Consider the following 26,042-nt stretch of genomic DNA (forward strand, 5'->3'; position numbering starts at 1 on the left):
TTTAATGGAAAAGAAGTATAAATTATTGACCCCCGGCCCGCTGACCGTGTCTGACACGGTCAGGGCGGCCATGGATTTTGACTACTGCACCTGGGATGACGACTATAAGCAGGTCACCCAGTGGATCCGGAAGACCCTCCTGGACATTGCCCAGGTATCCGATGCGGTCTACGATACGGTCCTCTTGCAGGGCAGTGGCAGCTATGCGGTAGAAGCCAGCCTGTCATCCTTCCTGGACCCGGCGGCTGATAAGCTCCTGGTGATTTCCAATGGGAAATACGGAGAACGGATTGTGGAAATGGCCCGGTGCCAGGGACTCAACCATGAGGTCTACGCCCTGGACTATGACCAGGTGCCGGCGGCCGACCGCGTCACGGAAATCCTGGACGGGGACCCGGCCATCAGCCATGTTTTCATGGTCCATAATGAGACCACTTCGGGGATTTTAAACCCCTTGGAAGAGATTGGCCAAGTGGTCCAGTCCCGGGGTAAAGTTTTTATGCTTGACGCCATGAGCAGCTTTGGGGCGGTGCCCATTGATATGGAATCCATATCTGTGTTGGTAACATCCGCTAATAAATGCTTGCAGGGCGTGCCCGGATTTGCTATCATACTTGCGAAAAAAGACCTCCTGGAAGGCGGGCAAGGGAAGTCCCGGAGTGTGGTCCTGGACTTGTGTGCCCAATATGCAGAGATGAAAAAGGAGGGGAAGTGGCGGTTCACTTCTCCGACCCATACAGTCATGGCCTTCCGCCAGGCCCTGGAAGAATACTTGGCCGAAGGCGGCCTGGAAGCCAGACACCAGCGGTATGCCAATAACCAGAAGGTCCTGAGTGCAGGCATGGAGAAGCTCGGCTTCAAGCCCTATGTCAGTGCCGACAAGCAGGGGCCAATCATTACCAGCTTCCTGTACCCGACAGAAGGCCGGTTCAACTTCAATGATATGTATGCCTTCATGAAGGACAATGGTTATGTCATCTACCCGGGTAAGCTGACTGATGTTGAGACCTTTAGAATTGGGAATATCGGCGAGCTCTACCAGGAAGATATGGAACAAGTGGTAGCACTCTTTAAAACGTATATGGAGGAACGATACGATGCGTAAATTTGACTTGATTGTATTTGACTGGGCAGGGACCACGGTAGACTATGGTTGCTATGCCCCTGTTTTGGCCCTGGAAGAGGCCTTTAAAAAACATGGCCTGACCCCGACCCAGGAAGAACTCCGCAAGCCCATGGGGATGGGCAAGTGGGACCATATCAACACCATGCTGGGCTATCCTCGACTGAACCAGGCCTGGGAGGAAGCCAACGGAAGTAAGGTCGATGACAGCGCTGTCGATGCCATCTATGCCAGCTTTAATGAGAAGGTTTTGGAAGAACTGGGCAAGAAAGAATTCAGCCAGCCCAAGCCCTATGTCCTTGAAACGGTGGAAAAATTAAGAGCTGATGGCTACAAAATCGGCGGGACCACCGGCTATACCCGGGAAATGATGGACCTGGTCATGCCCGGGGCCGAAGAACAGGGCTATACCGTTGACTGTGCCGTCACGTCTGAAGATGTAGATGGCCTGGGCCGGCCCTACCCCTATATGATTTTTAAGCTCATGGCCCACTTCAAAATTGAAGGGGTTGACCGGGTCCTGAAGGTCGGAGATACGGTGGCGGACATTAAGGAAGCCAAGAATGCCGGGGTCACTGCCGCCGGCATCATCGAAGGCAGTTCTGTCATGGCCATGCGGGAAGCGGACTTCAACCAGCTTGACCCGGCTGACCAGGATGAGCTGAAGGCTAAAGCGGAAAAAGAATTTAAGGATGCCGGGGCAGACCTGGTCTTCCAGAACTTTGCCGATATGTACGACTATTTAAAAGAAGACTAAGCGGATAATCAAATGCCGGTGGCCCAGGGCCGCCGGCATTTTCTATTACTGTCTGCGATATGGATAGGGACGCAAAAGGCCCCCGGTCAAAGAGACCGGGGGCCTTGTATCGTTAAACCATGGTGTTGCGGAGCTCGCCAATGCCTTCAATCCGGGAGATGACTTCATCGCCGGGCTGGAGGAACTTGGGCGGGTCAAAGCCGGCGCCGACGCCGGCCGGGGTCCCGGTGAGGATGATGTCACCGGGCAGGAGGGTGGTCCCCCGGGAAAAGTCGGCCAGGATGCTGGGGATGTCGAAGATCAGTTCATCGGTCCGGCCATGCTGGCGGCGGTCGCCATTGACAAAGCTTTCAATGGCCAGGGCCGGCGGGGTGGGCAGGTCGTCCCGGCTGACAATGACCGGGCCCAGGGCACAGAAGCCGTCCAGGCTCTTGCCGTGGAACCACTGGCGGTGGGCTGTTTGCAGGTCCCGGGCCGAGTAGTCATTGCCGACGGTGTAGCCGAAGATATGGTCCCAGGCGGCTTCCGGGGCAATGTCCTTGCCCTCCTTGCCGATGATAAGGGCCAGTTCTACCTCGTAGTCGGCTTCAGCGGTGGCCCCGCCGGAAATATGGACCGGGTCCTGGGGGCCGGTAAAGCGGGAGATCATCTTGGAGAAGTAGATGGGGTAGTCAGGCTTGTCCATGGGCATGTCGATGAGGCTCTTAATTTCGTTGACGTGTTCCTTGTAGTTCTTGCCCAGGCAGATGACATTACGGAGGGCCCGGGGAAAGGGGGCCTGGAGGCTGACAGCGGCCAGGTCAAAGCTTTCGCCGGCGGCCTGCCAGTCTTCAATCGGCAGGTCTGGGAAGTGGCGGACCAGGTCCAGGAGGTCCCGGATGCCCTGGGCGGCAGCGGGGCCGGTGAGGTCACAGACCCGGTCAGCGGTGAGGGGGCCGAAGCCGGTTTGGCCATCAGGCCGGTTAAAGGTTGCCCATTTCATCATTATTCCTTCTTTCTGGGTGGGGCGCAGTTAGATATATAGGGTGGTCTGGCGGTCAGACCGGTTGAGGTAGTCGTTGAGGTCGACCGGTTGGGCCGGGTCGATGAGGTCGCCGTCGGTCAGGCGGAAGGCCTCCATGCTGGTCCGGCAGGCCAGGAGGTTGACGCCGGCGGTCCGGGCCCGGTCCAGGGCGGCTTGCAGGTCGGGCTGGCTGGGCTTATTGAGGCTGCGGCGGAGGCAGCCGGCCAGGCGGTCGGTCGGGTCCATATGGAAGCGGGCCAGGAAGTCAGCGGCCCTGGTCAGACCGGTGGTCAGGTCGTTGCTTCCGGCAAAGGGGCCGGCATCAGGGGACTTGGCCAGGGACCGGATGGCCCAGTAGGCAAAGACGGTATCCACCGGGACGCCCTGGGCCCGGGCGCTGGTGGCCAGGGTCAGGGCAGTGGTGATTTTCTTGGGGTCGGCCGTGTAGAGGACGAAGGCCAGGCCCCGGGGGGCTTGGTCGGTCCGGCCGGCGGGGGTAACGGTCAGGGTGGTGGTGCCATTGGCCCGGCTTTCTTCGATAGAGGCGCCCTGGGCGGTGCAGTAGCGGCGGACTTCTTCAACCTGGCTGTCCGGGAGGACCAGGCGGAGGGGTTGACCGGCCGGGGCGGCAGCCAGGTGACGGGCCGCCTCCAGAATAGGCTCAGGACAGCGGAGGCCGGTCAGGTCCAGGCTGGTCGGGGCTGTCTGGTCGGCCGGCCCGGGGGCCGGTGCAGCCGGGAGGGGCCGGGCCTTGAGCTGGTTTTTCAGGCCGCTGTAAAGGCGGAAGCCGCCGCCCAGGTTGACCACGTCAAAGCCCTTCTGGGTCAGGAGCCGGGCGGCATAGTAGCCCCGGAGGCCGATGGCACAGTGGATGTAGATGGGCCGGTCCTTGGGCAGGTCATCGAGCCGTCCCCGGAGGTCATCCAGGGGGATGAGGGTGGCTTCCTTGATGTGGCCGGCCTTGTACTCGGCCGGAGTCCGGACATCCAGGATATAGGCCCCGTCAGCGGCCAGGTCATCCAGGCAGGTGGCCGGCTGGATGGCCAGGCCATCACGGACATTTTGGGCCACATAGCCGGCAAAGTTAACCGGGGCCTTGGCGGTAGAGTAGGGCGGGGCATAGCAGAGTTCCAAGTCGGCCAGGTCATAGACGGAGAGGCCCCCGTAGATAGCGGTAGCGATGATATCAATGGTCTTGTGGACCTCTGAATGGCCGACGCACTGGGCGCCGTAGAGGGCCCCGTCTGAAGGCCGGTAGAGGACCTTGAGGAGGAGGCTATTGGCGCCGGGGTAGTAGCCGGCGTGGTCAGAGGGGTAAAGGTGGAGGGCCTGGTAGGGGAGGTCCATTTTCTTTAAGGTCTTTTCATTATTGCCGCAGGAGGCGGCGGTCAGCCGGAAACATTTTAAGACTGAAGAGCCCAGGGTGCCCTGGTAGGCCACCTCCCGGCCACAGATGTGGTCGGCGACCAGCTTGCCCTGGCGGTTGGCCGGGCCGGCCAGGGGGACTAGGGTGTCATAGCCCAGGACAAAGTCCCTGACCTGGATGGCATCGCCGACGGCATAGATGTCCGGGTCAGAGGTCTGCAGCTGGTCATTGACCAGGATAGCCCCCCGGTCGCTCAGGTCCAGGCCGGCGGCCTTGGTCAGGTCTGATTCCGGCCGGACCCCGATGGCCAGGACGGTGAAATCGGTTTCTAGGCTGGACCCGTCATTTAAGTGGACGGTCCGGCCCTCATCGGCAAAGCCGGTGACCTGGGTTTCCAGGCGGAGGTCAATACCCTGGCTCAGGAGCTCGGTATGGAGGGGGGCCACCACTTCCGGGTCCAGGGGCCCCAGGACCTGGGGTGACCCTTCAAGGAGGGCCACATCCAGGCCTCGTTCGCGGAGGTTTTCGGCCACTTCCAGGCCAATAAAGCCGCCGCCAATGACGGTGGCATGCCGGGCCTGGGGGATTTCCGCCAGGATCCCGTCCATATCGGCCAGGTGCCGGAGCCGGTGGATATGGCTGGCGCCGGCCAGGCCCTCAATGGGTGGGCTGACCGGTTCGGCTCCGGGGGAGAGGACCAGGACATCGTAGGCCTCGGTATAGGTCCGGTTGCCGGCGGTGTCTTGGACGGTCAGGGTCTTGGCTGCCCGGTCAATGGCGGTAACGGTGGCATGGAGGCGGACATCCAGGTTAAAGCGGCTGTGGAGCGATTCGGGGCTTTGCAGAATCAGGGCCTCACGCTTGGCAATGGCCCCACTGAGATGGTAGGGGAGGCCGCAATTGGCAAAGGAAACGGCATCGCCCCGTTCCAAGATGAGGATTTCTGCTTCTTCATCCAGGCGGCGGAGGCGGGCAGCACAGGACGCGCCACCGGCAACGCCTCCGATAATAATCACTTTTTTAGACATGATTCCTCCTTGTGGGTGGGCAAGATGGTGTGGGATTTTGAAAAAATAGGCTTTTTTTCGGCTGAATTGTCTGTATTATAGCACAGTCATGAAAGGCTGGACAAGCCGGGGGAAAAGGGGTATAATACTAACCATAAGAAATACTTATCTAATAAAAGCCGGAAGAGACCCTTATTCACCAAAGAATAGGTTATACTTTATATAAGGAGAAACTATTGCTTTGTTGGCGCCGATCTCTTCGGCAAGTGCCTTCGCATTGGAGCGGGAAACCGTCCTGCTTATGAGACCATTCTTCCAAAACGAGTAAACGAGGTGGAAAAGATGTCTGAAGAAAAATTCGATGTTATCGTTATTGGCGGTGGTCTAGCCGGTTTGTCAGCAGCTTATCGACTAGCCAAAGCGGAAAAAGAAGTGCTGGTAATTGAAAAGGGGCCCCATTGCGGGTCAAAAAACGTGTCCGGTGGCCGGCTTTATACCTATGCCCTGGATGCCCTCATGGGGGACGAGTGGAAGGGTAAGGCCCCCCTGGAACGGGAAATCACCCGGGAAATGCTCATGCTCATGACCGATGATGAAGCCATGACCATTGATACCTCCGTCCATGCCCAGCATGGCCAATCTTACAGTGTATTGCGTAACCATTTCGACCGCTGGCTGGCTGACCAGTGCGAAGAGCTTGGGGCCATGGTCATTGGCGACTCGACCGTAACGGATTTAATCCGGCGGGACGGGAAGGTTTGCGGCGTTGTGGTCGGTGAAGAAGAACTGGAAGCCGACCTCATTATTGACGCCGAAGGGGTCAACCCCCTGGTGGCTGAGCGGTCCGGGGTCATTGCCCCTATTAAACTGGAAAATATCGCTGTCGCTGCCAAGTATGTCATCCGCCTGGATGAAAAGGTCATCCGGGACCGGTTTGGCCTGGAAGGGGATGAAGGGGCAGCCATGCTCGGCATGGGGAGCGCCAATAAGGGTATCTTTGGCGGTCTCTTCCTATATACCAATAAGGACAGTATTTCCATCGGCTTGGTCCAGGATTCCAAGACCTGGAAAGAGCACGGGGAACACCTGCCGACAGCCATCGAAGACTTGAAAGAGCACCCGGTCATCGGTAAGTACCTGGAAGGCGGGGAAGTGGTGGAATACACCGCCCACCTGATCCCTGAAGGGGGCTTTGACAGCTTTTCCGAATTCTGCGGCGACGGCATCCTAGTGGCCGGGGACGCCGCCGGCCTCTGTATGAACCGGGGCTTTACCGTCCGCGGCATGGACTATGCCATCATGAGCGGGATTGCCGCTGCAGAAACGGCCATCAGCGCCCTGGAAGAAGGCATCTTTACCAAGGACTTCTTAAAGAGCTATGAAAGCCGGCTGCAAAAGACCGTCCTGGAGGACTTCAAGACCCTCCGCAAGGGCCATGGCTACATGGCCGGGTCCAACAAGCTCTTCACCACCTATCCAAAAATGGCCATTGATGTCATGCATTCCCTCTATAATGTAGACGGGGCACCGGCCGAACCGGTCATGACCTTGCTCCGCCGGAACCTGAAAGGCATCAATCTGACCGGGATTGCCAAAGACTTACTGAAGGGGGTTCGTTCCTTATGATGAAACGGATGAATATGGATGACCGCCTGGCGGCCACCCGGTTTGACAGTGATGACGCCAATGCCCATATTGTCATTGACAAGGAAGCCTGCCGGACTTGCAGCCACAAGGCCTGCACCTACAGCTGCCCGGCGGAACGGTATAAATGGGACGAGGAAAATGATGTTATGACCTTTGACCATGTGGGCTGCCTGGAATGTGGGAACTGCCGGCTGGTTTGTGAGCGACTCAATGAACGCCGCCCCGGCTATGACTGGAATTACCCCATCCATGGTAAGGGCTTCATCGCCAAAGAAGGCTAATCAATCTATAGAAAATAAGCTAAGGATAACGTCGGGCTCACCTGGCGTTATTTTTTTGCGCCGGTTAGCGGGTGACCAAAGCTAAAAAAAGATGACAAAAGAGGGTATAATGGCCTAAAAGCGCATTGGATAGGGGCTCGGCCCCGGAGAGGGGGAGCAAATGATTCCTAAGCTACTGGTGAACGCAGGTAAGTTGGGCCTAAAGATGGCCGTCAGCCACCTGCCCGAAGTCAAGCAGGTGGCTGATGAGACCCGCAAGCATGTCAAAACCCACCTGGATGAAACCGTCAAGGTGCCGGACCTGGTTCGGAAGGGTTTTCCCTTGACCCTTGAGGAGGCGGAAAGGCTATTGACCAATGTCGGCCTGGAGATCCTCCCGGTGCCCCTAAAGCCGGTGGAAGCGGCGGTGGCCTATGCCGATGACTTTGCCGGCCAGGTGGTGGCGGTCAATCCCAAGCCGGGCAAGCGGGTGGCCAAGGGGACCCTGGTGGTGGTTCGCTACCTGCCGGAGGAAGTCCTCCTGGCCAGCCAGGACCTGGCCGCCGCAAAAGCCCGGGACAAGGCCGACCGGAAGGCCGCCCGGGCCCAGCGGATTGCCCAGCGGAAGGACCGGTTGGCCGACCTCATGGCCGATGGTAAAAGCAAGGCCGGTGGGGTGACGACCAAGGCCAAGGAAGGCCTGGACCAGGTGCTTCGTAAGGATAAAGAGGGCCAATAAAGCTAAAAAAGATGCCTGAAGGCATCTTTTTTTTTACTCTTTTTGCTTTTAGTCAGGCGGGCCGGGGTGCCCGGTCGGTAACCCCGGTTAACGAAATAAGGGTATAGCGGGAGCTATTTTTTGTTGCTATACTAAATTCGACGAATAGAGTTAGCTGTTTCTAACCAAGAGCCCGGCATATGAAAGGAGAGGTTATGCGGTACTTATTTTTTCTACTTGGCAGCCTGGCCCTGGCTTGTGGTACCCTGGGAATCATCCTCCCGGTTTTGCCAACGGTTCCCTTTTACCTTTTGGCGGCGGCCTGCTTCGGAAAAAGCTCTGACAGGTTTCATCGGTACTTTACCCAGACGGCCTTTTACCGAAATTACTGCGCAGCTTACCTGGAAAAAGGCGGTATGACCCGGCGGCAAAAGATAAAGATTTTACTGTTGTCAACGGTCCTTCTGACAGCAGCCATTATTTTTGCCCCCTATGTTCAGGTAAGAGTGGGCCTGATTATACTCATGGCGGTGAAGTACTATATCTTCGCCTGCCGGATCCCTACATTGAAAGAGGAAAATGCATGAATACGAAGCGGTTGATTAAGGCAGTGGCCGGAACCCGGCGGTATATCGCCCTGGCGGTTGGGATGCAGGTCCTGGCCCTCTTGGTGAATATTGGGATGATCTTTGTTTTAGCGGACTTTGTCCAGGCCCTCCTGGCCGGCCGGGTCCGGCTTGGACCGGTGGTCTTGGCAGTGGCCGGGGCCTTCCTGGTCCGGGCCTTGAGCCAGTACGTCCAGACCTGGGCCAGCTACCGGTCTTCGATGGCGGTTAAGCAGCGGCTCCGCCTGGCCCTTTTTGACAAGGCCTACAGCTATGGGGTTGCCTACAGTGGTTACATTTCCCCGGGCGAACTGGTCCAGATTGGGGTAGAGGGGGTAGAGCAGCTGGATAACTACTACGGCCGCTTCTTGCCCCAGCTCATCTATTCCCTCTTGGCACCGGTGATCTTATTTGTGGCCCTGGTCCAACTCAATGTCCAGGTGGCCCTGGTTTTCGTGGCCTTTATCCCCATCATTCCCCTGGCCATCTTCCTGGTACAAAAATTGGCCCAGCGGGTGATGACCAACTACTGGGGGTCCTTTATCGGCCTGGCTGACCGCTTCCTGGATAATGTCCAGGGCTTGGTTACCCTGAAACTCTACGGGGCAGACGAGGCCCGGAATGAAGCCATGAATAAGGAGGCTGAGGCCTTCCGCCTGGCTACCATGCGGGTTTTGCGGATGCAATTGTCCAATATCGGGGTCATGGACCTGGTTGCTTATGGGGGCGCGGCCCTGGGGACCTTTATGGCTATTTTTGCCCTTTCCCAGGGGGCCCTGTCGGCGGCCGGCTGCCTGGCCTTTATCCTCCTGGGGGCGGACTTTTTCCTACCCCTGCGGCAACTGGGGGCCTTCTTCCATGTGGCCATGAACGGCCTGGCGGCAGTGGACCGGCTCTTTAAGGTCCTGGACCGGCCGGCTGCTGCAGAAGCCGCCTTGGAACCGGCTCCGGCCGGCCTGGCTCTGGAGGTCGATGGTGTGGACTATGGCTATACGGCCGATGTCCCGGTCCTGAAGGATATTCACTTAAAGGTACGCCCCCACGAACTGGTGGCCCTGGTTGGGCCCTCCGGTTGTGGCAAGTCGACCCTGGCCGGCCTCCTTTGTGGCGAATACGAGCCCAACCGGGGGATCATCCGCTATGGCTTTGGCGCCGGTGAAAACCGGGCAGCGGTCCTGGCCAAGCGGATTGGCCGGATTGATGCCCAACCCTGGCTCTTTAATGAAAGCGTCCGGGCCAATTTACAGATGGCTGACCCGACAGTCAGTGAGGCCAAGATGTGGCAGGTCCTGGAAAAGGTCCGCCTGGCCGACCGGTTACGGGCGGCCGAAGGCCTGGATACCGTCATTTGCGAGGGCGGGGGCAACTTCTCCGGCGGCCAACGCCAAAGGCTGGCCATTGCCCGGCTCTTATTAAAGGAAGCCGATCTCTATATATTTGACGAGGCAACGAGTAATGTAGATGCAGCCAGCGAAGCGGTGATTATGGAGGTCATCAAGGACCTCTGCCGACAGGCAACGGTGGTCATGATCACCCACCGGCTGCAATTGACCCTGGAAGCGGACCAGGTGGTCTTTATGACCAAGGGCCGGATTGAAGAACAGGGAACGGCAGAAGCCCTATTAGCCCAAGAGGGGGCCTTTGCCAAGATGTATACAGAACAAAGACAGCTGGAAACCTATGGCAGTGGCCGGGCCCAGACCCGGGAACGGGTCGGAGCGCCAATCCCCCCGGTAACGCCTCAGTTGGCTGATGCAGCCGACAGTCCGGCTGAAGCATGGGGCTATTACGGCCAGTTGCAGAGACAAGGAGTGATGTAATGGCAAGGCAGCAATTATCCTGGCCGACCATGGCCCGGCGGCTTTTAGGTATGACCCGGCCCCTGGTGAAAACCATGGGGGTGGCCATCACCGCCGGGAGCCTGGGCCACCTGGCGGCAATTGCCATTCCGACCCTGGGGGCCTGGGCCCTGGTGGCGGTGGTTCAAGGCCAGGGCCCCTCCCTGGGGGCGCTGGCAGCCGGCTTTATCGCCCTGGGCCTCCTAAGAGCCCTCCTTCATTATATTGAACAGTTGGCCAACCATGATATGGCCTTTCGTATCCTGGCGGTCATCCGGGACCGGGTCTTTAAGGCCCTCCGCCGGCAGGCACCGGCCGGGTTGGACAAGCATGACAGCGGGACCCTGGTTTCCGTCATCACCAACGATATTGAACTCTTAGAGGTCTTTTATGCCCACACCATTTCACCGGTGGCCATTGCAGTCATCGTCTGTACGGCCATGACCCTCTTTTTTGCCAGCTTCCACTGGGCCTATGCCCTCCTGGCCTTAGCTATCTACCTCCTCCTGGCCATTGCCATCCCTATTATTACCGCCAAATTGGGCAGGGACCCCGGCCGTCAGCAGCGGGGGGACCTGAGCCGGTTGAACAATATCCTCTTGGACAGCTTCCGGGGGATCAGGGAGTGTGTTCAGTTTGGTCAGCAGGAAAGCCGGCGGTCTCTTTTGGCCGGGGCCGGCGACCGGCTGGCCCGGTCCGTTTGGCAGCTGCAGAAGACCGAGTCTTTTAACCGCTGCCTGTCCCTGGGCCTAATCCTGTTGAGCTACGGGGCCTTCTGGGCCCTGGCCGGCTACCTTTACCGGGCCGGTCTTGTGGACTGGGGCCAGGTGGTCATCCCGGCCGTTGCCTTTATGTCGGCCTTTGGGCCGGTCCTGGCCCTGGCTAACCTGGCTAATAACCTGCTTCTGACCTTTGCCTCCGGGGAAAGGGTTTTGGCGGTCCTGGATGACCTGCCGGAAACGGAAGAAGTTAGTGGAGATAATATTTATGAATTTGACAAGTTGACCATGGATAACTTATCCTTTTCCTATGATGGTCAACCTGTTTTAAAAGATTGGCAGCTGAGTCTAAACGCTAACGAAATCGTCGGCCTAACCGGGCCTTCCGGCTGTGGGAAGTCCACAGCCCTCAAACTGCTCATGCGCTTTTATGACCCCAGCCAGGGGGCCGTGACCTTAAATGGCCAGGACCTGCGGACCGTTGATTCGGCTGCCTTGCGCCGGATGGAAAGCTACATGACCCAGGAAACCCACCTTTTTAATGACAGTCTCCTGGAAAATGTCCGCCTGGCCAACCTGGATGCCAGCGATGAAATGGTCTATGCCGCCTGCCGGAAGGCCAGGATTCATGACGTGATCATGGCCTTCCCCGAGGGGTATGCGACCGGGGCCGGCCGCTTAGGTAACCGGCTGTCTGCCGGTGAACGCCAGCGGATTGGTCTGGCTCGAGCCTTCTTACATGAGGGGGCAGTGGCCCTTTTTGACGAGCCGACGGCCAACCTGGATAGCTTAAATGAAGGGATGATTTTGAAGGCCATCCGGGAGGAAGGGGCCAAGCGGGCGGTCATGATTGTTAGCCACAGGCCCTCTACCTTACGCATTGCTGATCGGTTAATTGAGGTTGATACTGACTAAGCCCATTTAGAAAGTCGTGGTCGTATGTTTGATATATCCTTAACCAACAATCAAAAACAATATCTTCTCTACCTTTTGGAGTCCGACCGGGAAGAATCCCTTCCAACTATATCGACAGCCTTTAACTGCAGTAAGGTCAACAGTAAGAAGATCATCGATCGGATGGTTAAAATTGGCCTGGTCTATAAGGAACGGAATATTATCTACTTGTCTGACCTGGGCCGGGCCATTGCTGAAGAAAACCGCCTGGAAAGGGATGAGATGGCTGTGGTTCTCCAGGCCGGCCTGGGGATTGAAGAAAAGTCTGCCCGGGAATTGGCCAATTCCATGCTTATGGAGGAATCCAGTAGTATGCGGGCCCGGCTCCTGTCCATGGCCCGCTACTTTGTCCAGGTCGATAACCGGCAGGGGACCAGCCTGTCTTCTGATGAAATGGCCAAGATCCTGGGGCCGGGGGTAAGCCGGATTTACTTTGTGGTCTTCCAGGAAGAAAACCATCCTGATGATGTCTTTGTCCCCCTGTCCATGGCCTTGCGGGGCCTCTACCGGGATGTCGAGGTAACCATTTCCCCGGATGACGACCAGCACCTGATCACCTTCCGGGTGAAGCCGATTGAAGAAGCCTACAAGGGCAACCAATATTCCTGTAAGCCTAAGCTTCTCGTTTATAAAGATGAAGGCAGGGAAACCATCATCCCCATTGGCGATACTGTCAGTATCCCCTTCCACCTGATTAAGACCTGGTATTACACAGGGGGAGGGATTTTGCAGGCAGCCTTGGAATTGTGTGCTATTCCGGATATTAATATTGACCACCGCCACTATGCCAAGTTTGTCTTCACTATCAATCTTTTCAATTTGGCCTAGGTCAAGACCGTCATATCCGACCGGGTATGACGGGTATTTTTGGCGGATGGGTTAGCTGCTGTTAACTAAAGGTAACAGAAAAACAATTGAAAAAAGCGTTGATTTGTTAGCGGAGGCTAAATAGAATACGACTATAAGAAAGGAGGGTGACATGGCAGTTTATTGGTTCAAAAGATGGGCCCTGGTCCTGGTGGTCGTCTGTGGCTTGGGGCTTAGCCCCTTGCAGGCGGCTGACCTACCGGCAGACGGATGCTACCGGGTGCCGGTGACCCTCTTACATGCAGAAAAGGATAAGCCCTCGATGGGGGCCCAGGGTTTGACCCCTGAGGCCCTGGTGGAGGTCCGGCAGGGCACAGCCAGCCTTTACCTGGAGACCCAGGTGATCAGCGTCACCGGCCTGACCACCTCCCTGAGCGCCTGTCACTACCTGGAAGGGGGGGCTTACCGGCCGGCTGAGCCCTTGGATTATACCCTGGAGATCCCCGGGGTCAAGGGCCTGCGGCCCCGCTACTTCCGCTTGACCTATAGCCCCCGGCCGGGCCCCTTGCCGGTTTTGGTCAACCCTCAAGTGGTCTTTATGGGCGGTGGCCCCCTGCCGGCCCGGCTACAAGTGGACTGGTCAGGGGCCCGGGCCGTAGATTCGGGTGCGCTGGAGGCCTTAGCCAAGGCAGAGGGGGCCCCAAGCGCGGGGCCAATGACCCTGTCGGCTTCAGGCCTTTCCCTGGATGTGCCGGCCGGGCAAAGCCCCCTGCCGGACCTGACCGTCCGCCTCCTAGCCTTAAATGACCTGGAGGCCCAGCAGGCTGCCCTTGGGGTGGCCGAGGCCCGGGGCTGGCAGGTGGCCCTCTTTTATCCCTTGGACCGGGTGGCCCCGGGCGATGTGACCCGGCTTGACCAGGTTCGAGAGGCCTACCCCATGAAGGGGGCGACCCTCTACCTGCCCAAGGCCTACCCCCAGGCGACGGTCTACCGGCTCCAGGGGGCAGACCGGCAGGCCCTGGCCCTGGAAGATGTCGGTGACCAGTGGTTGGTCCATTGCGACCTGCCGGCCCAGCTGGTCATGGTGCCCGGGGCCGGGTCGACGACCCCGGCTCTCGGCGCAAAGACTAAGGGGGGCCCCGGCGGCAAGGCCAAGGCCGGACAGGCAGGGGCAAGGGCTGGCACCAGCCGCCAGGCGGCCGGGGCCAACCCTGCGAAAGCCAGCGGCCTCGTCCAGGCCGCTAAGGCCAGCGCCGGGCCAACCGGGCAGACAGCCGGGGCGGTGAATCGTCCGGCCGCCCTGGCCGCCGGCGAGGCCGGTGACCAGCCCACTGAGGCGGACCCGACGGCCGATAGCGAAGACCAGGTAACCAGCCGGGAAAATGGCCCGGTGATCTTTACCCTACTCTTTATCTTTTTCCTCCTGGTGGGGGTAGCCCTCTTGCTGGTTAAGCGGACCTATCCGCTTTTGAAAAATGAACTGGATCGATTGATGTACTTACGAGCCTTTGAAAGGGGGTTGCGCAGGCGTGAAGACAAGCATTAAAGGATACTTGTGCGGGATTCTTCTCCTCCTCCTGCTGCCGGCCCTGGCCTGGGCAGCCGAAAGTGCCGATGTGGGAATCCAGGCCAGCTATGCCCACCCTCTGACCGGGGCCATTGAAGACAGTGGCAATAACGAAGCCATTGGCCAGGGTATGGTGACCTCCGTCTTATCCCCCGGCGGTTTTTATGAAGTGGACAATGCCGGCAACCGCTGGCTGACCCTCCGGCTGAATATGGCCGACCACTTGGGCGATGTGTCCTTTTCCGTCCAAAACCGGGGCGCCGGCGGCTTTACCGGGGTAGAGGCCCTGGAAGTGGGCCGGACCGGGACGACTGTTGACTATATGATTGCCGTGCCCGGGCCGGATGCGGTTCTCCGAATTGAGGCCTTTATCCAGGATATGGGCCGGTCGGTCATTTTTTACGGCCTGATGGACGGGAACCTGACCAACCGGCAGACCGATGGCGCCGGCCAGGCCGCCGGGACCAGCAGCGGGACTGGCTCAGCCGGCAAGAGCCAGGCGGCGACCGGCCAGGCCAAGGCCAAAAAGACCGCTGCCGGTACCCCGGCCAAGGCTGGTAGCCCTGCCGGCAAGACCGGGAAGACCGAGACCAAATCGCCCGAAGAAGGGGAGGCCCTGGCTGATGATGTGGGCCTGTTGACAGCGGATAGCCCTGAATTACAAGACCGAGAGGGACAGGCCGCCCCCTGGGGCCTCTTGACCCGGACCCTCTTCATGGCCCTCGTGGTTACCCTGGTCCTGGTCACTGCCGGCGGCCTTTTAGGGGCCCTGGCCCTGGTGGTCGGCGTCCGTTTTCTTCGTCGCTACAATGACGGAAAGGAGGCCATGCTCTATGAGGCAGAAGACCGTTTGGGCTAAGGCACTGGTCAGCCTGCTCATGGTGGTGGTCATGACCGCCGGCGTTTTCTGCGCCTATAGCCGCAGCCACCCGCCGGTGGCCCTGGGCCAGGAAACCGGGTCAGCGACCGGCAAGGAAACCCCTGAACGGATCGTGGTGACCTCTATGGCTACAGCCTATATTATGGAAAAATTGGACCTTCAAGTCGTCGGCGTCCCCGACAGCCAGGTTGACCCCCTACCGGACCGGTACCGGGGTGTGACCTCTGTCGGGGCCCCCATGCAGCCGGACCAGGAAGTCCTTTCGGCCTTGCAGCCGGATTGGGTGATTTCCCCGGCCAGCCTTATTGGCGACCTGAAGCCCATTTATGAGAAATTAAACTTAACGTACGGCTTTATCAACTTAAATACAGTGCCCGGGATGTACCAGAGCATCAGTGACCTGGGCCGGCTCTTTAACCGTCAGCAGGAAGCGGCCGCCCTGGTGGCAGACTATGACCGCTTTATGGCGGACTACCGCCAGCGTCACCCGGCGGGATCCGGCAAGAAGGTCCTCATCCTGATGGGCCTGCCCGGGTCCTATGTGGTGGCCACAGACCAGTCCTATGTGGGCAGCCTGGTCAAGTTGGCCGGCGGGGAGAATGTCTACCCCGATGCCAGCCAGCCCTTCTTAAATGTCAACGTGGAAGACATGTTGAAAAAGGACCCGGATTTGATTTTTTGCACCGCCCACGCCCTGCCTGACGAAGTCATGGCCATGTTTCATGAAGAATTCCAAACCAATCCCAACTGGAAACACTTCCGGGCCGTTAAAGAGGGACGGGTCTATGACCTGAACCATAACCGGTTTGGCATGAGTGCTAAATTTAATTATCCGGAGGCCTTAAGTGATTTGGAGGGATACCTGTATGCGTGAAAAAACAGCCTTAACGCCTGACCAGGTCGGTAAACGCCGGCGGCTGGGCTTGCGAATTGGGGCCTTTACCGGGACAGCCATCCTCCTGGTGGTCCTGACCCTGGTCTCTACCACCGTGGGCAGCTTGAATGTCAGCCTGGGTGAGCTGGTCCATGGCCTAGCCAGTGGCGGCGATGAAGCAGTCCGGACCGTTATGGATGTCCGCCTGCCGCGAATTATCATCGCCCTCTTTGCCGGGGCCGCCCTGGCGGTCTCCGGGACCCTGCTCCAGGCGGTCATGAAGAACCCCCTGACCGACCCCGGCATTATCGGGATTTCATCAGCCTCGGCCCTGGTCGGGAGTCTGGTGACAGCCATCTTTCCCTCTCTATTTTTCGGTGTCCCCCTCTTATCGATTCTTGGGGGCCTCTTCGCCTACCTGGCCATTTATTCCCTGGCCTGGGATGGCGGCGTCCACCCGACCCGGCTCATCCTCGTCGGGGTGGCCCTGAATATGACCTTCACCGGCATTGGCCAGGCGGTGACAGCCGCCTTTGGCGGTGGGGTCAATATGACCGGGACCCAGTCGATTGTCAGTGGCCACATTGCCCAGAAGACCTGGGATGATGTCCGGCTCTTGGTTATTTACGTCGGCATTACCCTGGTGGTGGCCCTCTTTTCGGCCCGGGTCTGTAACCTCCTGGCCTTGGACGATAAGACCGCCCGGGGCCTGGGGATCGCCGTAGACCGAAACCGCTTTTGGGTGGCCCTGATCGCCATTATTTTGGCTGCAATCACTAGTTCAACGGTAGGCATTGTGGGTTTTTTAGGGCTCCTGGTCCCCCATATTGCCCGCCTTTTGGTGGGAAGCGACCACAAGGTCCTGATTCCTTACGCCATCCTCCTGGGGGCCCTCTTTATGCTGGCCAGTGACACCATCGGCCGGGCTATTTTTTACCCCTATGAGGTGCCGGCGGCTGTCATTATGGCGGTGGTCGGTGGGCCCTTCTTTATCGCCTTACTGAAGATTGGAGGGCAGACCGATGAATATTAGGCACCTATCCTTTGCCTACGGCAACCACCTGATCCTAAAAGACGTGAGCCTCTCCTTTGCGCCAGGGAAAATCACCACCCTGCTGGGGGCCAACGGGTCTGGGAAGTCGACCCTCTTTAATTGTTGCACCCGGCACCTGCGGCCTCAAAAGGGGATTATTGACCTGGATGATGTGAATATCTTCCATTACAAGCAGAAGGACTTTGCCCGGAAGGTGGCCATCGTCCACCAGCAAAACCGGATCACCGGCGATATTACCGTCCGGGACCTGGTCAGCTATGGACGGAGCCCCTACCTCAAGCTCATGGCCCGCTATGGCGAGGACGACGAGCGGGCGGTAGAGGAGGCCCTCAGCCGGACCAACCTCCAGGAAGTGGCCGACCGACAGGTCTTTGCCCTTTCCGGTGGGCAACGCCAGCGGGTCTGGATTGCCATGGCCCTGGCCCAGGAAAGTGAATACTTATTTTTAGACGAACCGACCACCTACTTAGACGTCCGCTACCAGGCTGACCTCCTCCACCTGATTAAGGACTTAAATGCCCGCCTGGGGTTGACAGTGGTCATGATTTTACACGACATCAACCAGGCCGTCGATATTTCAGATGAGCTGATTGGCCTGAAAAAGGGCCGGGTCCTTTTTCAGGGCCGGGCCCGGGATGTGATCACATCCGAAGCCGTTACCCGGCTCTACGACACCCCCCTGGAGGTGGTTAACCACTATGGACGGACCCTGGTTTTATCCCCCCATATCGGACACCAATCAATTTAAAGGAGCGACAACCCATGAAAGGACTCATTGCTTACTCATCCCTGACCGGGAATACGGCCAAGCTGGCCGACCGTCTGGCTGCCGGCCTGGCGGACCTAGGTGACTGGACCCTGGCAGATATCAAGAAGGGGGCAGATGCCTCCGGCTATGATTGCATCCTGGCCGGCGGCTGGATTGACCGGGCCTGGCCGGATAAGGCGGCCAAGGCTTGGATAGAGGACCTGCCGGCAGACCTGCCCCTGGGTATTTTTGTGACCATGGGGGCCCTGCCGGAAAGCCCCCATGGCGACCGGGTCAAGGAAAATCTGGCCAGTCTCCTGGCCAGCCATGGGACAGCCCTAGGCATGGCTGTCCTGCCCGGTGTCGTTGAAGCTAAGCTGCTCGACCGGGTCCGGCAGATGCCGGCCCATCTTTTAGGTGAGAATGGAGAAAGCATCAAGCAACAAATGGTCGAAGCCGGTGAACAATCCCGGATGCCGACTGAAGAAGAGTACCAGGCAGGTGTACAGGTATTTCGTGAAGCCATCCAAGGGTGGCTCGATCAGAAAGGAGACTTACAGTGAAACGTGCCATAGCGATCTTACTGACCCTTTGCATGCTCCTCAGCATGCTGCCCAGCCTACCTGCCCGGGCTGCCGGCGACCGGCTAGCCCCGCCAAGTGATGTGGTCTTTTCAACCAAATCCGGTGAACTGGAAATTGGTTTTGCCAACGAGCCGCTAACCGCAGAACAAAAGGCCTGGTTGGCAGATGTTGGCGATGTCGAAATCAATGGTGAACATTATAAGGAAGCCAATCAAAACTACTCCTTTGTCAGAGAGGAGGACCGGCTGATCATCAGCAACCATAACTTCGTCCTGCCGGAGAATACGGTTAGAATCTTAGCCGGCCAATACACCGCCTACAGCCAGACCTACCCCCATCCGACCATTCAAAAAATGACTGATGGCCTAAGCATTGATGGGGTGACCCTGGCCCAGGCTGGCGATGATCTGAAAACCAGCGACTGTGTTTCTATCCGCCTGACCCATGACTACAATACAACGGGGAATGCGGGCATCTATACCCTCATCAAGCACGGTTTAAAGAGCATGACCATTGACGGTAAAACCTTTAACGCCGAAGACTCCCAGGATGGCCGTCAGAGTTTCTTCCTGAAAAATACGGTCCTATCCATGTATGACCAAACGCCGGACGGGAAAATAGCCGTGGCCCACTTCAAAGGGAGAAATGACCACCAGGTCATTATGACCTTTGCCGACGGCAGTGAATTAAAGTATGAAGACCCGGGCTATGTGGCCCCGGAAGGCAAAGAGGAGCCGGCCCCGGCTCAGGCCCTTGACCAAAATACCGGCGGCATGGCTGCCGGCTGGGGATTTGTCAAATTTGAACAGGCCGCCAACAATTGGAACGGGGCCAAGATGGAAAGTGACCTGCCCCAGAACCAATGGTATGACCACTATATTAAAAATATCCGTTGCGTTTTCATCGATGACCAACACATTGCTGACCGGCAAGAAATCCCCGGGGATGTGACCCTGCAAAATGACGTTTTAGCCTTTGCCACCTATGGCCGGGTCTTTAACGGCGAACCCCACAAGATGGTCATCGTCTTCAAGGACGGCAACACCATCACCCATATCGATGCCGGTTATCAACCGCCCCAAAAACCGAAAGACTTAGCCCAATACCTGAAAGATAAGCCGACCATCAAGGATGAGCCCTCTAACCCGTCTACCGGCGAGGTCTCTCAAAAGTACATCTTTGATGTGGCCAAGTTTGAAAAGGGCTGGGGCGATCCGGAAATCACCGTTAGCTTTAAGGGCTTTGGAAACGAAGCGAAAGCCAAAGAGGTGATCCGGGATATGCAGACCTTCACCGTTAATGGTAAAAGCTACCGAAACCCGGACCTATGGACTGCGTCCTATAAGGGGCTCATCTGTAATGCCCAGGCGGTCATCACCCCCCTTTACGGGAAAGACAAGCTGGACCTGACCTTCTTCTGGAAGGACGGGACCCAGTCGACCATCAGCCAGGCCATCACCCCGGTTGAGGACCCCAAGGGACCGAAAAAACCGGAAAAACCCAAAGCGCCTGAGCTTTCAACAGAAGATCAAAGCCTGGAGGATGATGACGGAGAAGTCCAGGTGACGGCCCCGGCCGGCGCCCTGCCGAAAGATGTCAGCCTCTCTGTGGTAGCCAAGACCGCCAAAGAAGTGCTGGACGGGTCCAGTGCCTATGCCAAGGCCGTTGCCGACAAGGCCCTGGTCACCGCCTTTGATATTTCCTTCAGTTCAGGCAATAAAGAAGTCCAGCCGAAAAAACCGGTATCAGTCAGCCTGCCCCTCGGGACCCATGACCCCAAGACCCTGGTGGTCTACCATATCAACAAAGAAGGCCAGGCTGAGAAAGTCGACCCCATTAAGGTAACAAATAACCGAGTGAACTTTTCTGCTGACCACTTCTCCACCTATGCCCTGGCCAGCGGGAAAAAGGAAACCGCTAAGCCGGACCAGCCCAAGGGCAAACTGGCTGAGACCTACCCCATTGAACGGGTGGCCCTGGAAAAGGCCTCTTGGGGCGACAGCAAGTACATGCGGATTTACCTGAAAAACTATAAGAAACCCAATGATAAAGAAAGCCGAGAAGCCATAGAAAAGGCCTTTAAAGAGGCGACCCTGACCTTAAATGGCCAAGACTTCACCGGCCTTACGGCTACCACCGGGTTTGAAGCGATTGAAATTAATGAATTTGATGAAATTGGCCCGCAGTTGAAAAAGGCCTGGGAGGCCGCCGGTGATAGGGCTAAGATTAAGGTCACCTTTGCAGACGGCAGCCACTGGCAAAACTATGAAGAAGTAGCTAAGACCACAGCGGACAAACTGGCTATTACCGGCATCCAGGAAAAAATGGACTGGCAGCAGAAGGTAGACAGTATCGTCCTCCAAAGCGAGGTCGCCAAGAAGCTTTCCAATGAAGAAAAAAATGCCCTGGGCCAGGAATTATCCAAGGCCAGCTGGCTGGTCAACGGTGAGACCTTCCAGGACCAGGCCGTTGGCTACACCAATGGGATGGTAGAGGGCTATGAAGTCTACAGCGTCAATACCGCCTTCTATGAAGCCTATGCCAAGCAGTCTCCGGCCTCTATCAAGGTCACCTTCGCGGATGGCAGCAGCTGGGATAACGGCGTTGGCGCAGGAGACCCTGATGCTAAAAATGAATACGACTTAACCGACCGGTTGCCGGATGGTGACTATACCCTTTCCTTTGATGTTACCAAGCCGGACGGCAGTGCCAGTATGTTGGCGGGCTTCCTAGACCAGAAGGCCAAGCTGACTGTTGAAAAAGGCAAGAAGACGGTCACCTTCTTAATGACCTCCAATGCCCAGCTGCTCATAGATTTTGCCATTAGCCAAGAAGGGAGCTTTGTTGCCGCCCAGGACGCCGTTTACGGCAAGGCCGAAGAGGGCCGGAAGACCTATACCGTCCCCGTCGATGGCCTGGACCAGGTCTATGACCTGGCCATCCTGAATAAAATGATGGGTGGGCAGGACTCCGATAAAGGCCACTTTGACAAGTACACCAAGGCCAAGCTGGCCTTTAAAACCCCGGTCCTTAAGGGCTGGAAGGGCTTTGACCTTGCAGACAAACCGGCCATTGACCAGGCCAAGAATGACGAGAACCTCCGCCTTAAACTCATCGACCAACGGGTGGATACCAATGGCGACGGCAAGATCTCTAAAGAAGAATTGCAGAAGGCCAAGGGCAAACTGGACCTGAGCAATGAAAAAATCGGTCCGACCCCGGATGTCTCCATCCTTAAAGACCTGGGCCCCGGGGTGACGGAACTCTACCTGGATGCCAACGGGATTGAATCCCTGCCGGACGGTTTCTTTGACAAGATGACCGGCCTTGGCCATCTCAGCTTGAGTGGGAACAAGTTAACCAGCCTGCCCAAGGATGCCTTTGCTAAAAACACCAAGCTGCACACCCTCTGGATGGAAGGCAATGGCCTGATCGCCTTAGACCCGACCCTCTTTGCCAATAACCCGGGCCTCCTGGAACTGGCTATCTCCAGAAACCGGATCACCAGCCTGCCCAAGGGGCTTCTGGCCAATAACAGCAAGCTGCAAAAACTCTATGCCAGCGGCAATGGGCTGACCGACATCGACGAAGAAACCTTCGGGCAGATGAAGCGGTTAGAAGAACTCCAACTGGGCGATAACCGCCTGGCCCAGCTGCCGCATTCCATCAGCAGGCTAGCCCGGCTGGCCGAACTGAACCTGGAAAACAACCGATTGACCGGCCTGCCCCAGGGCATGGATAAGCTCAGAAACCTCTATAAGGTCAACCTGAGCAACAACGCCATCAAGGCCCTTGATGAATCCTTCTGGCTCCGGATGGCCCGTAATTCTTCCGGCCTGCAGAATAAGTACCCTAATCTGGATGTCAGCGGGAACCTTCTAACGGCCATTCCCTTCGATAAGATGCTGGACCAGGGGGCTAAGTTTAACAAGTTTGACGTCAGCCGGAACTACCTGCCGGCAACCCTTAGTCCAGAAGAAGCGGCCAAACTCCAGCGCCTGGGCATCACCATTGGGGATGGGATGGAAAACTTCTACTACCCTCAGATGACGGCCCTAGCCCCGACCTTAACAGCTGAAGCCGGGACCTTAACCCTCCAGCAAGACCTGGATATGCTGCAAATGGCCCTGTGGAAGTTTAAGGATGTCCGGGATTGGGGCAGCTTCCTAGATCCGGCCAGCTACCTGGCCTTCGTCAAGAATAAACTCTACAAGAAACACCACATCACCACCATCAATGACCACCTGGGCATTGCCCAAATCTTAAATAAGATGGGCATGGACTGGCAAATCCGTACCATTATTGAAAAACAGGACGGCGACAGCTACCGGGAAATCAGCAACGCCCTTCTGAGCAATGAAGGCCACAACGGCCAGGTCAGTGATGTCGACCCGGTTGACGACCGGACCTTCACCTTTGCCGATCCCGACATGAAGGCCGGTGACCACTACCGGTTAACCCGGATTTTAACCAGCAAGACCGGGACCGCCGCCTATACCGAGAGCCTCCGCTATTCTGTAGAGGCCACCGCTGCCGGGGAAGAACCGGCACCCCAGCCTGAAGCGGCAAGCGCCTGGACCGTACCCATCCAGGTCTTAAAGGAAAAGGGCAAGATGCCTTCCATGGCCGCCAATGTTTTCTCCAAAGCGGTTGAAGTGGTAAAAACCGCTGACGGTTACGCCACCACCATTACCTTTAAACCCCTCAGTATGGGTGGTCTTACCGGCTATATGCAGGATCTGGACCTGTATGAAACGGTAGATGACCAGACCCTGGGTAAGGTCCGGGCCCTCCCCTTGACCAATATCAAGAAAGACGCCAAGGGCCTGACCGCAGTGACCTTCATGAGTCAGGAAAAACCCCAGGACCTTTACTACGGGACGGTTTACTTCACCATAGGTGAACCGAATGGTAAAAACACGACGGACGCGAATGTCCGCCTGGTCCTCAATTGGGACCAGGCCCAAGCTACGAAATGGTCCCCGGTAGATCAAGAAAAAACGGTTGCCAAGGCGGCCCTAGAAAAGGCCATCGCCCAAGCGGAAGCGAAACTGGCTGACGGGAAGACCTACACCGATGCTAGCAAGCAGGCTGTTGAGAAAGCCCTGACCAAGGCCAAGGCCGCCCTGAACAAGGACACCGCCGCCATGAAGGCGGCCACCGGTGACTTAGACCAGGCCGTGGCTCAGCTGAAAGAGAAGCCAACAGGGCAACAAGTGCCCATTCAAGTCTTCAAGGCAGATGAAGACGTGCCTTCTATGGCCTCCGGGGCAGTTGAACCGGAAGCCCAAGTGACCCAAGTCGAGGACGGTTGGCAGGTGGACATCACCTTTAAGCCCATGTCCGTTGGGCCCTTAAAAGGTCACCTGGAAGAGGCCTTTGTCTATGACAACCTGGCCGACATGACCTCTAAAAAGGCCAAAGAATTGCGCAAACCCGTTACCGTTGTCGATAGCTACACAGACGCCGGCAAGAGCTATCCTAAGACCATCCGGGTGATGACCAAGGACAAACCGACCACCATCGGCCTAGCCGTCGTCGTAGACATGATGAAGGCCATGGGTGGAGACGGAGAAGCCAACATGCGGGTAGTTCTCAACTGGCCCGGCGATGAACCGGCCGTTGACCAGGAAAAGGTCGCAGCCAAGGCGGCCCTAGAAAAGGCCATCGCCCAAGCGGAAGCGAAACTGGCTGACGGTAAGACCTACACCGATGCCAGTAAGCAGGCCGTTGAGAAAGCCCTGGCCACTGCCAAGGCCACCCTGGACAAGGACACCGCCGCCCTGAAGGCCGCCAGCAGCGCCTTAAATAAGGCCGTCAGCAGCCTGAAAGAAAAACCGGTTATTGACCAGGATAAGGTCAAAGCCAAAGCTGACCTAGAAAAGGCCATCGCCCAGGCGGAAGCGAAACTGGCTGATGGTAAGAATTATACCGATGCCAGCAAGCAGGCCCTTAAAGAGGCCCTGGCAGCAGCCAAGGCCACCCTGAACAAGGACACCGCCGCCATGAAGGCCGCCGCCAGCGCCTTAAATAAGGCCGTCAGCAGCCTGAAAGAAAAACCGGTTATTGACCAGGATAAGGTCAAAGCCAAAGCTGACCTAGAAAAGGCCATCGCCCAGGCGGAAGCGAAACTGGCTGATGGTAAGAATTATACTGATGCCAGCAAGCAGGCCCTTAAAGAGGCCCTGGCAGCAGCCAAGGCCACCCTGGATCAAGACACCGCTGCCATGGATGCTGCCCGTCAGAGCCTGAACCGGGCAGTTAAAGGGCTGGTTGTCGCTTCAAAACCGGCGCCGGAAGAGCGGTCCTTAAAGGTGAAGGCTTTTATCCGCCATGCCAGCAAAGACCAGGCCTCTATGGCCAACCGGGCCTTTTATCCGGAAGTGGACGTGGTTGAAAAGGGAGATGAAGCGACCTACACCCTCTACTTTAAGACCATGACCCTCCAAGGGCTGGAAGGCCACATCACCAGCGTTAGCGTTGATGGGGAAACAGCAGAGGCTGTAGCCGGCCGCGACAGCACCTATGCCTATGGCTTCCGCTTTACCCGGCCCAGCCAGAAAGAAAAGGAACTGAAATTAACCTTTAATGTAGACATGATGGCCGGCGTCAGCCAGGATGCCATCCTGGTTCTGGACTGGTCCGGCAAGACCAAGCCGCCGGTGGCCGGCCCCAACCAAGTGGACCCGGCAGCCGACCAGGACAAGGAAGCTCTAAAAGATAAGGACCTCAAAGCCTTGGTGGCAGAAGCCGAGGGACTTATCAAGGATCCCAAGTACGCAGATAAGGACTTGAAGGCCCTCAAGGCCGCCGTAGAAGAGGCCAAGGCCGCTCAGTCGGAAAAAGAAGAAGACAAGGCTAAGCAAGCCTTGATTCAGGCCATCAGCGACCTGAAAACGGCCGGCCAGAAGAAGGCTGACCAGCCGCCGACCAACCAACCGACCCAGCCGGCGGCCAAGGCCTTCAGCCTGACCCAACCTAAGGGTGGTTACATCAGCGGCTATCCCAACGGGACCTTCCGCCCCGACCAGTTGGTCAACCGGGCAGAAGCAGCCGCCATGCTGGCTCAATTTGTCCTGACCCAGCAAAAGGCCAACCAGCTGCCCAAGGATGCCCTGGCTGACAGCTGGTATACCGACAGCCTGCGGACCCTCATCGGCGCCGGCCTCTTATCCGGCTATGAGGATGGGACCGCCAGACCGGACAAGACCATGACTCGGGCAGAGATGATCGCCCTCATCGGTCGGATGAAGGGCCTGGCACCCCAGGCCGCTCAATACACAGACCTGACCGCCGGGCACTGGGCCTACCAGGCCATTGGCGGGGCCCAAAAAGCAGGGATTGTGGCCGGTTACCCGGACGGCAGCTTTAAGCCGGACCAGGGGGTCAGCCGGGCAGAAATGGTGGCCATGGTCAACCGGGCCTTTGGCTATACCGGAACGACTACCGGCCGCGCCTTTACAGACTTAACACCGGGGCACTGGGCCTATGGAGAGATTCAAAAGGCTGCCCGTGCCTAGGGGTGGCAGAT

General features: G+C 57.6%; 18 protein-coding genes. 16 read left to right on the top strand and 2 right to left on the bottom strand.

The window, feature by feature from the left end; translation table 11 throughout:
• Window positions 1-4: 4 nt before the first annotated feature.
• Both ACKQTC_RS00190 and phnX read left to right on the top strand, forming a co-directional pair.
• Window positions 5-1,105 carry a 2-aminoethylphosphonate--pyruvate transaminase gene (locus ACKQTC_RS00190; RefSeq protein WP_408976435.1) on the top strand — a complete coding sequence of 367 codons (1,101 nt, stop codon included), beginning with the start codon at window positions 5-7 and terminating at the stop codon, window positions 1,103-1,105.
• Window positions 1,098-1,880 carry a phosphonoacetaldehyde hydrolase gene (gene phnX / locus ACKQTC_RS00195; RefSeq protein ID WP_408976436.1) on the top strand — a complete coding sequence of 261 codons (783 nt, stop codon included), beginning with the start codon at window positions 1,098-1,100 and terminating at the stop codon, window positions 1,878-1,880. Before ACKQTC_RS00190 ends, phnX begins: the two co-directional genes overlap by 8 nt.
• 112 nt (window positions 1,881-1,992) lie before the next feature.
• Here phnX and ACKQTC_RS00200 read toward each other — a convergent pair whose 3' ends face one another.
• On the bottom strand, window positions 1,993-2,865 hold the full coding sequence (locus ACKQTC_RS00200; RefSeq protein ID WP_408976437.1) for a fumarylacetoacetate hydrolase family protein: 873 nt from the start codon (window positions 2,863-2,865) through the stop codon (window positions 1,993-1,995).
• Between the two features lie 27 nt (window positions 2,866-2,892).
• Window positions 2,893-5,277 (bottom strand): FAD-dependent oxidoreductase, encoded by a 2,385-nt coding sequence (locus ACKQTC_RS00205; RefSeq protein WP_408976438.1) that lies wholly within the window; start codon window positions 5,275-5,277, stop codon window positions 2,893-2,895.
• 321 nt (window positions 5,278-5,598) lie between these two features.
• Here ACKQTC_RS00205 and ACKQTC_RS00210 point away from each other — a divergent pair, with 321 nt between their 5' ends.
• The 14 genes from ACKQTC_RS00210 (at window position 5,599) to ACKQTC_RS00275 (ending at window position 26,031) form a co-directional block, all read left to right on the top strand.
• Window positions 5,599-6,882, top strand: coding sequence for an FAD-dependent oxidoreductase (locus tag ACKQTC_RS00210; protein WP_408976439.1), 1,284 nt, complete (start codon window positions 5,599-5,601; stop codon window positions 6,880-6,882).
• Window positions 6,879-7,184, top strand: coding sequence for a ferredoxin family protein (locus ACKQTC_RS00215; protein ID WP_408976440.1), 306 nt, complete (start codon window positions 6,879-6,881; stop codon window positions 7,182-7,184). The genes ACKQTC_RS00210 and ACKQTC_RS00215 overlap by 4 nt, the downstream gene beginning before the upstream one ends.
• Window positions 7,185-7,344: 160 nt before the next feature.
• Window positions 7,345-7,902: a PASTA domain-containing protein gene (locus ACKQTC_RS00220; protein WP_408976441.1), complete on the top strand. Its 558-nt coding sequence runs from the start codon at window positions 7,345-7,347 to the stop codon at window positions 7,900-7,902.
• A 194-nt stretch (window positions 7,903-8,096) separates the two neighbouring features.
• Window positions 8,097-8,468 (top strand): YbaN family protein, encoded by a 372-nt coding sequence (locus tag ACKQTC_RS00225; RefSeq protein ID WP_408976442.1) that lies wholly within the window; start codon window positions 8,097-8,099, stop codon window positions 8,466-8,468.
• Complete coding sequence (locus tag ACKQTC_RS00230; protein WP_408976443.1) at window positions 8,465-10,306, top strand: ABC transporter ATP-binding protein/permease; 1,842 nt, start codon at window positions 8,465-8,467, stop codon at window positions 10,304-10,306. The genes ACKQTC_RS00225 and ACKQTC_RS00230 overlap by 4 nt, the downstream gene beginning before the upstream one ends.
• Window positions 10,306-11,958, top strand: coding sequence for an amino acid ABC transporter ATP-binding/permease protein (locus tag ACKQTC_RS00235; RefSeq protein WP_408976444.1), 1,653 nt, complete (start codon window positions 10,306-10,308; stop codon window positions 11,956-11,958). The genes ACKQTC_RS00230 and ACKQTC_RS00235 overlap by 1 nt, the downstream gene beginning before the upstream one ends.
• Window positions 11,959-11,982: 24 nt before the next feature.
• Window positions 11,983-12,825, top strand: a complete 843-nt coding sequence (locus ACKQTC_RS00240; protein ID WP_408976445.1) for a hypothetical protein — start codon at window positions 11,983-11,985, stop codon at window positions 12,823-12,825.
• 151 nt (window positions 12,826-12,976) lie between these two features.
• Window positions 12,977-14,350, top strand: coding sequence for a hypothetical protein (locus ACKQTC_RS00245; RefSeq protein WP_408976446.1), 1,374 nt, complete (start codon window positions 12,977-12,979; stop codon window positions 14,348-14,350).
• Complete coding sequence (locus tag ACKQTC_RS00250; protein WP_408976447.1) at window positions 14,334-15,230, top strand: heme-binding Shp domain-containing protein; 897 nt, start codon at window positions 14,334-14,336, stop codon at window positions 15,228-15,230. Before ACKQTC_RS00245 ends, ACKQTC_RS00250 begins: the two co-directional genes overlap by 17 nt.
• Window positions 15,205-16,125 (top strand): heme ABC transporter substrate-binding protein IsdE, encoded by a 921-nt coding sequence (gene isdE, locus ACKQTC_RS00255; protein WP_408976448.1) that lies wholly within the window; start codon window positions 15,205-15,207, stop codon window positions 16,123-16,125. Before ACKQTC_RS00250 ends, isdE begins: the two co-directional genes overlap by 26 nt.
• Window positions 16,118-17,158 (top strand): FecCD family ABC transporter permease, encoded by a 1,041-nt coding sequence (locus tag ACKQTC_RS00260; RefSeq protein ID WP_408976449.1) that lies wholly within the window; start codon window positions 16,118-16,120, stop codon window positions 17,156-17,158. The genes isdE and ACKQTC_RS00260 overlap by 8 nt, the downstream gene beginning before the upstream one ends.
• Complete coding sequence (locus tag ACKQTC_RS00265) at window positions 17,148-17,927, top strand: ABC transporter ATP-binding protein (protein WP_408976450.1); 780 nt, start codon at window positions 17,148-17,150, stop codon at window positions 17,925-17,927. The genes ACKQTC_RS00260 and ACKQTC_RS00265 overlap by 11 nt, the downstream gene beginning before the upstream one ends.
• 14 nt (window positions 17,928-17,941) lie before the next feature.
• The gene (locus ACKQTC_RS00270) at window positions 17,942-18,490 is read left to right on the top strand and encodes a flavodoxin family protein (protein WP_408976451.1); all 549 of its coding nucleotides are present in this window, start codon (window positions 17,942-17,944) and stop codon (window positions 18,488-18,490) included.
• A complete protein-coding gene (locus ACKQTC_RS00275) occupies window positions 18,487-26,031 on the top strand; it encodes an S-layer homology domain-containing protein (RefSeq protein WP_408976452.1) in 7,545 nt (2,514 codons plus the stop codon). Before ACKQTC_RS00270 ends, ACKQTC_RS00275 begins: the two co-directional genes overlap by 4 nt.
• The last annotated feature ends 11 nt before the right edge of the window (window positions 26,032-26,042 follow it).

Source organism: Peptococcus simiae (assembly GCF_046097595.1).
Lineage (GTDB): Bacteria > Bacillota > Peptococcia > Peptococcales > Peptococcaceae > Peptococcus > Peptococcus simiae.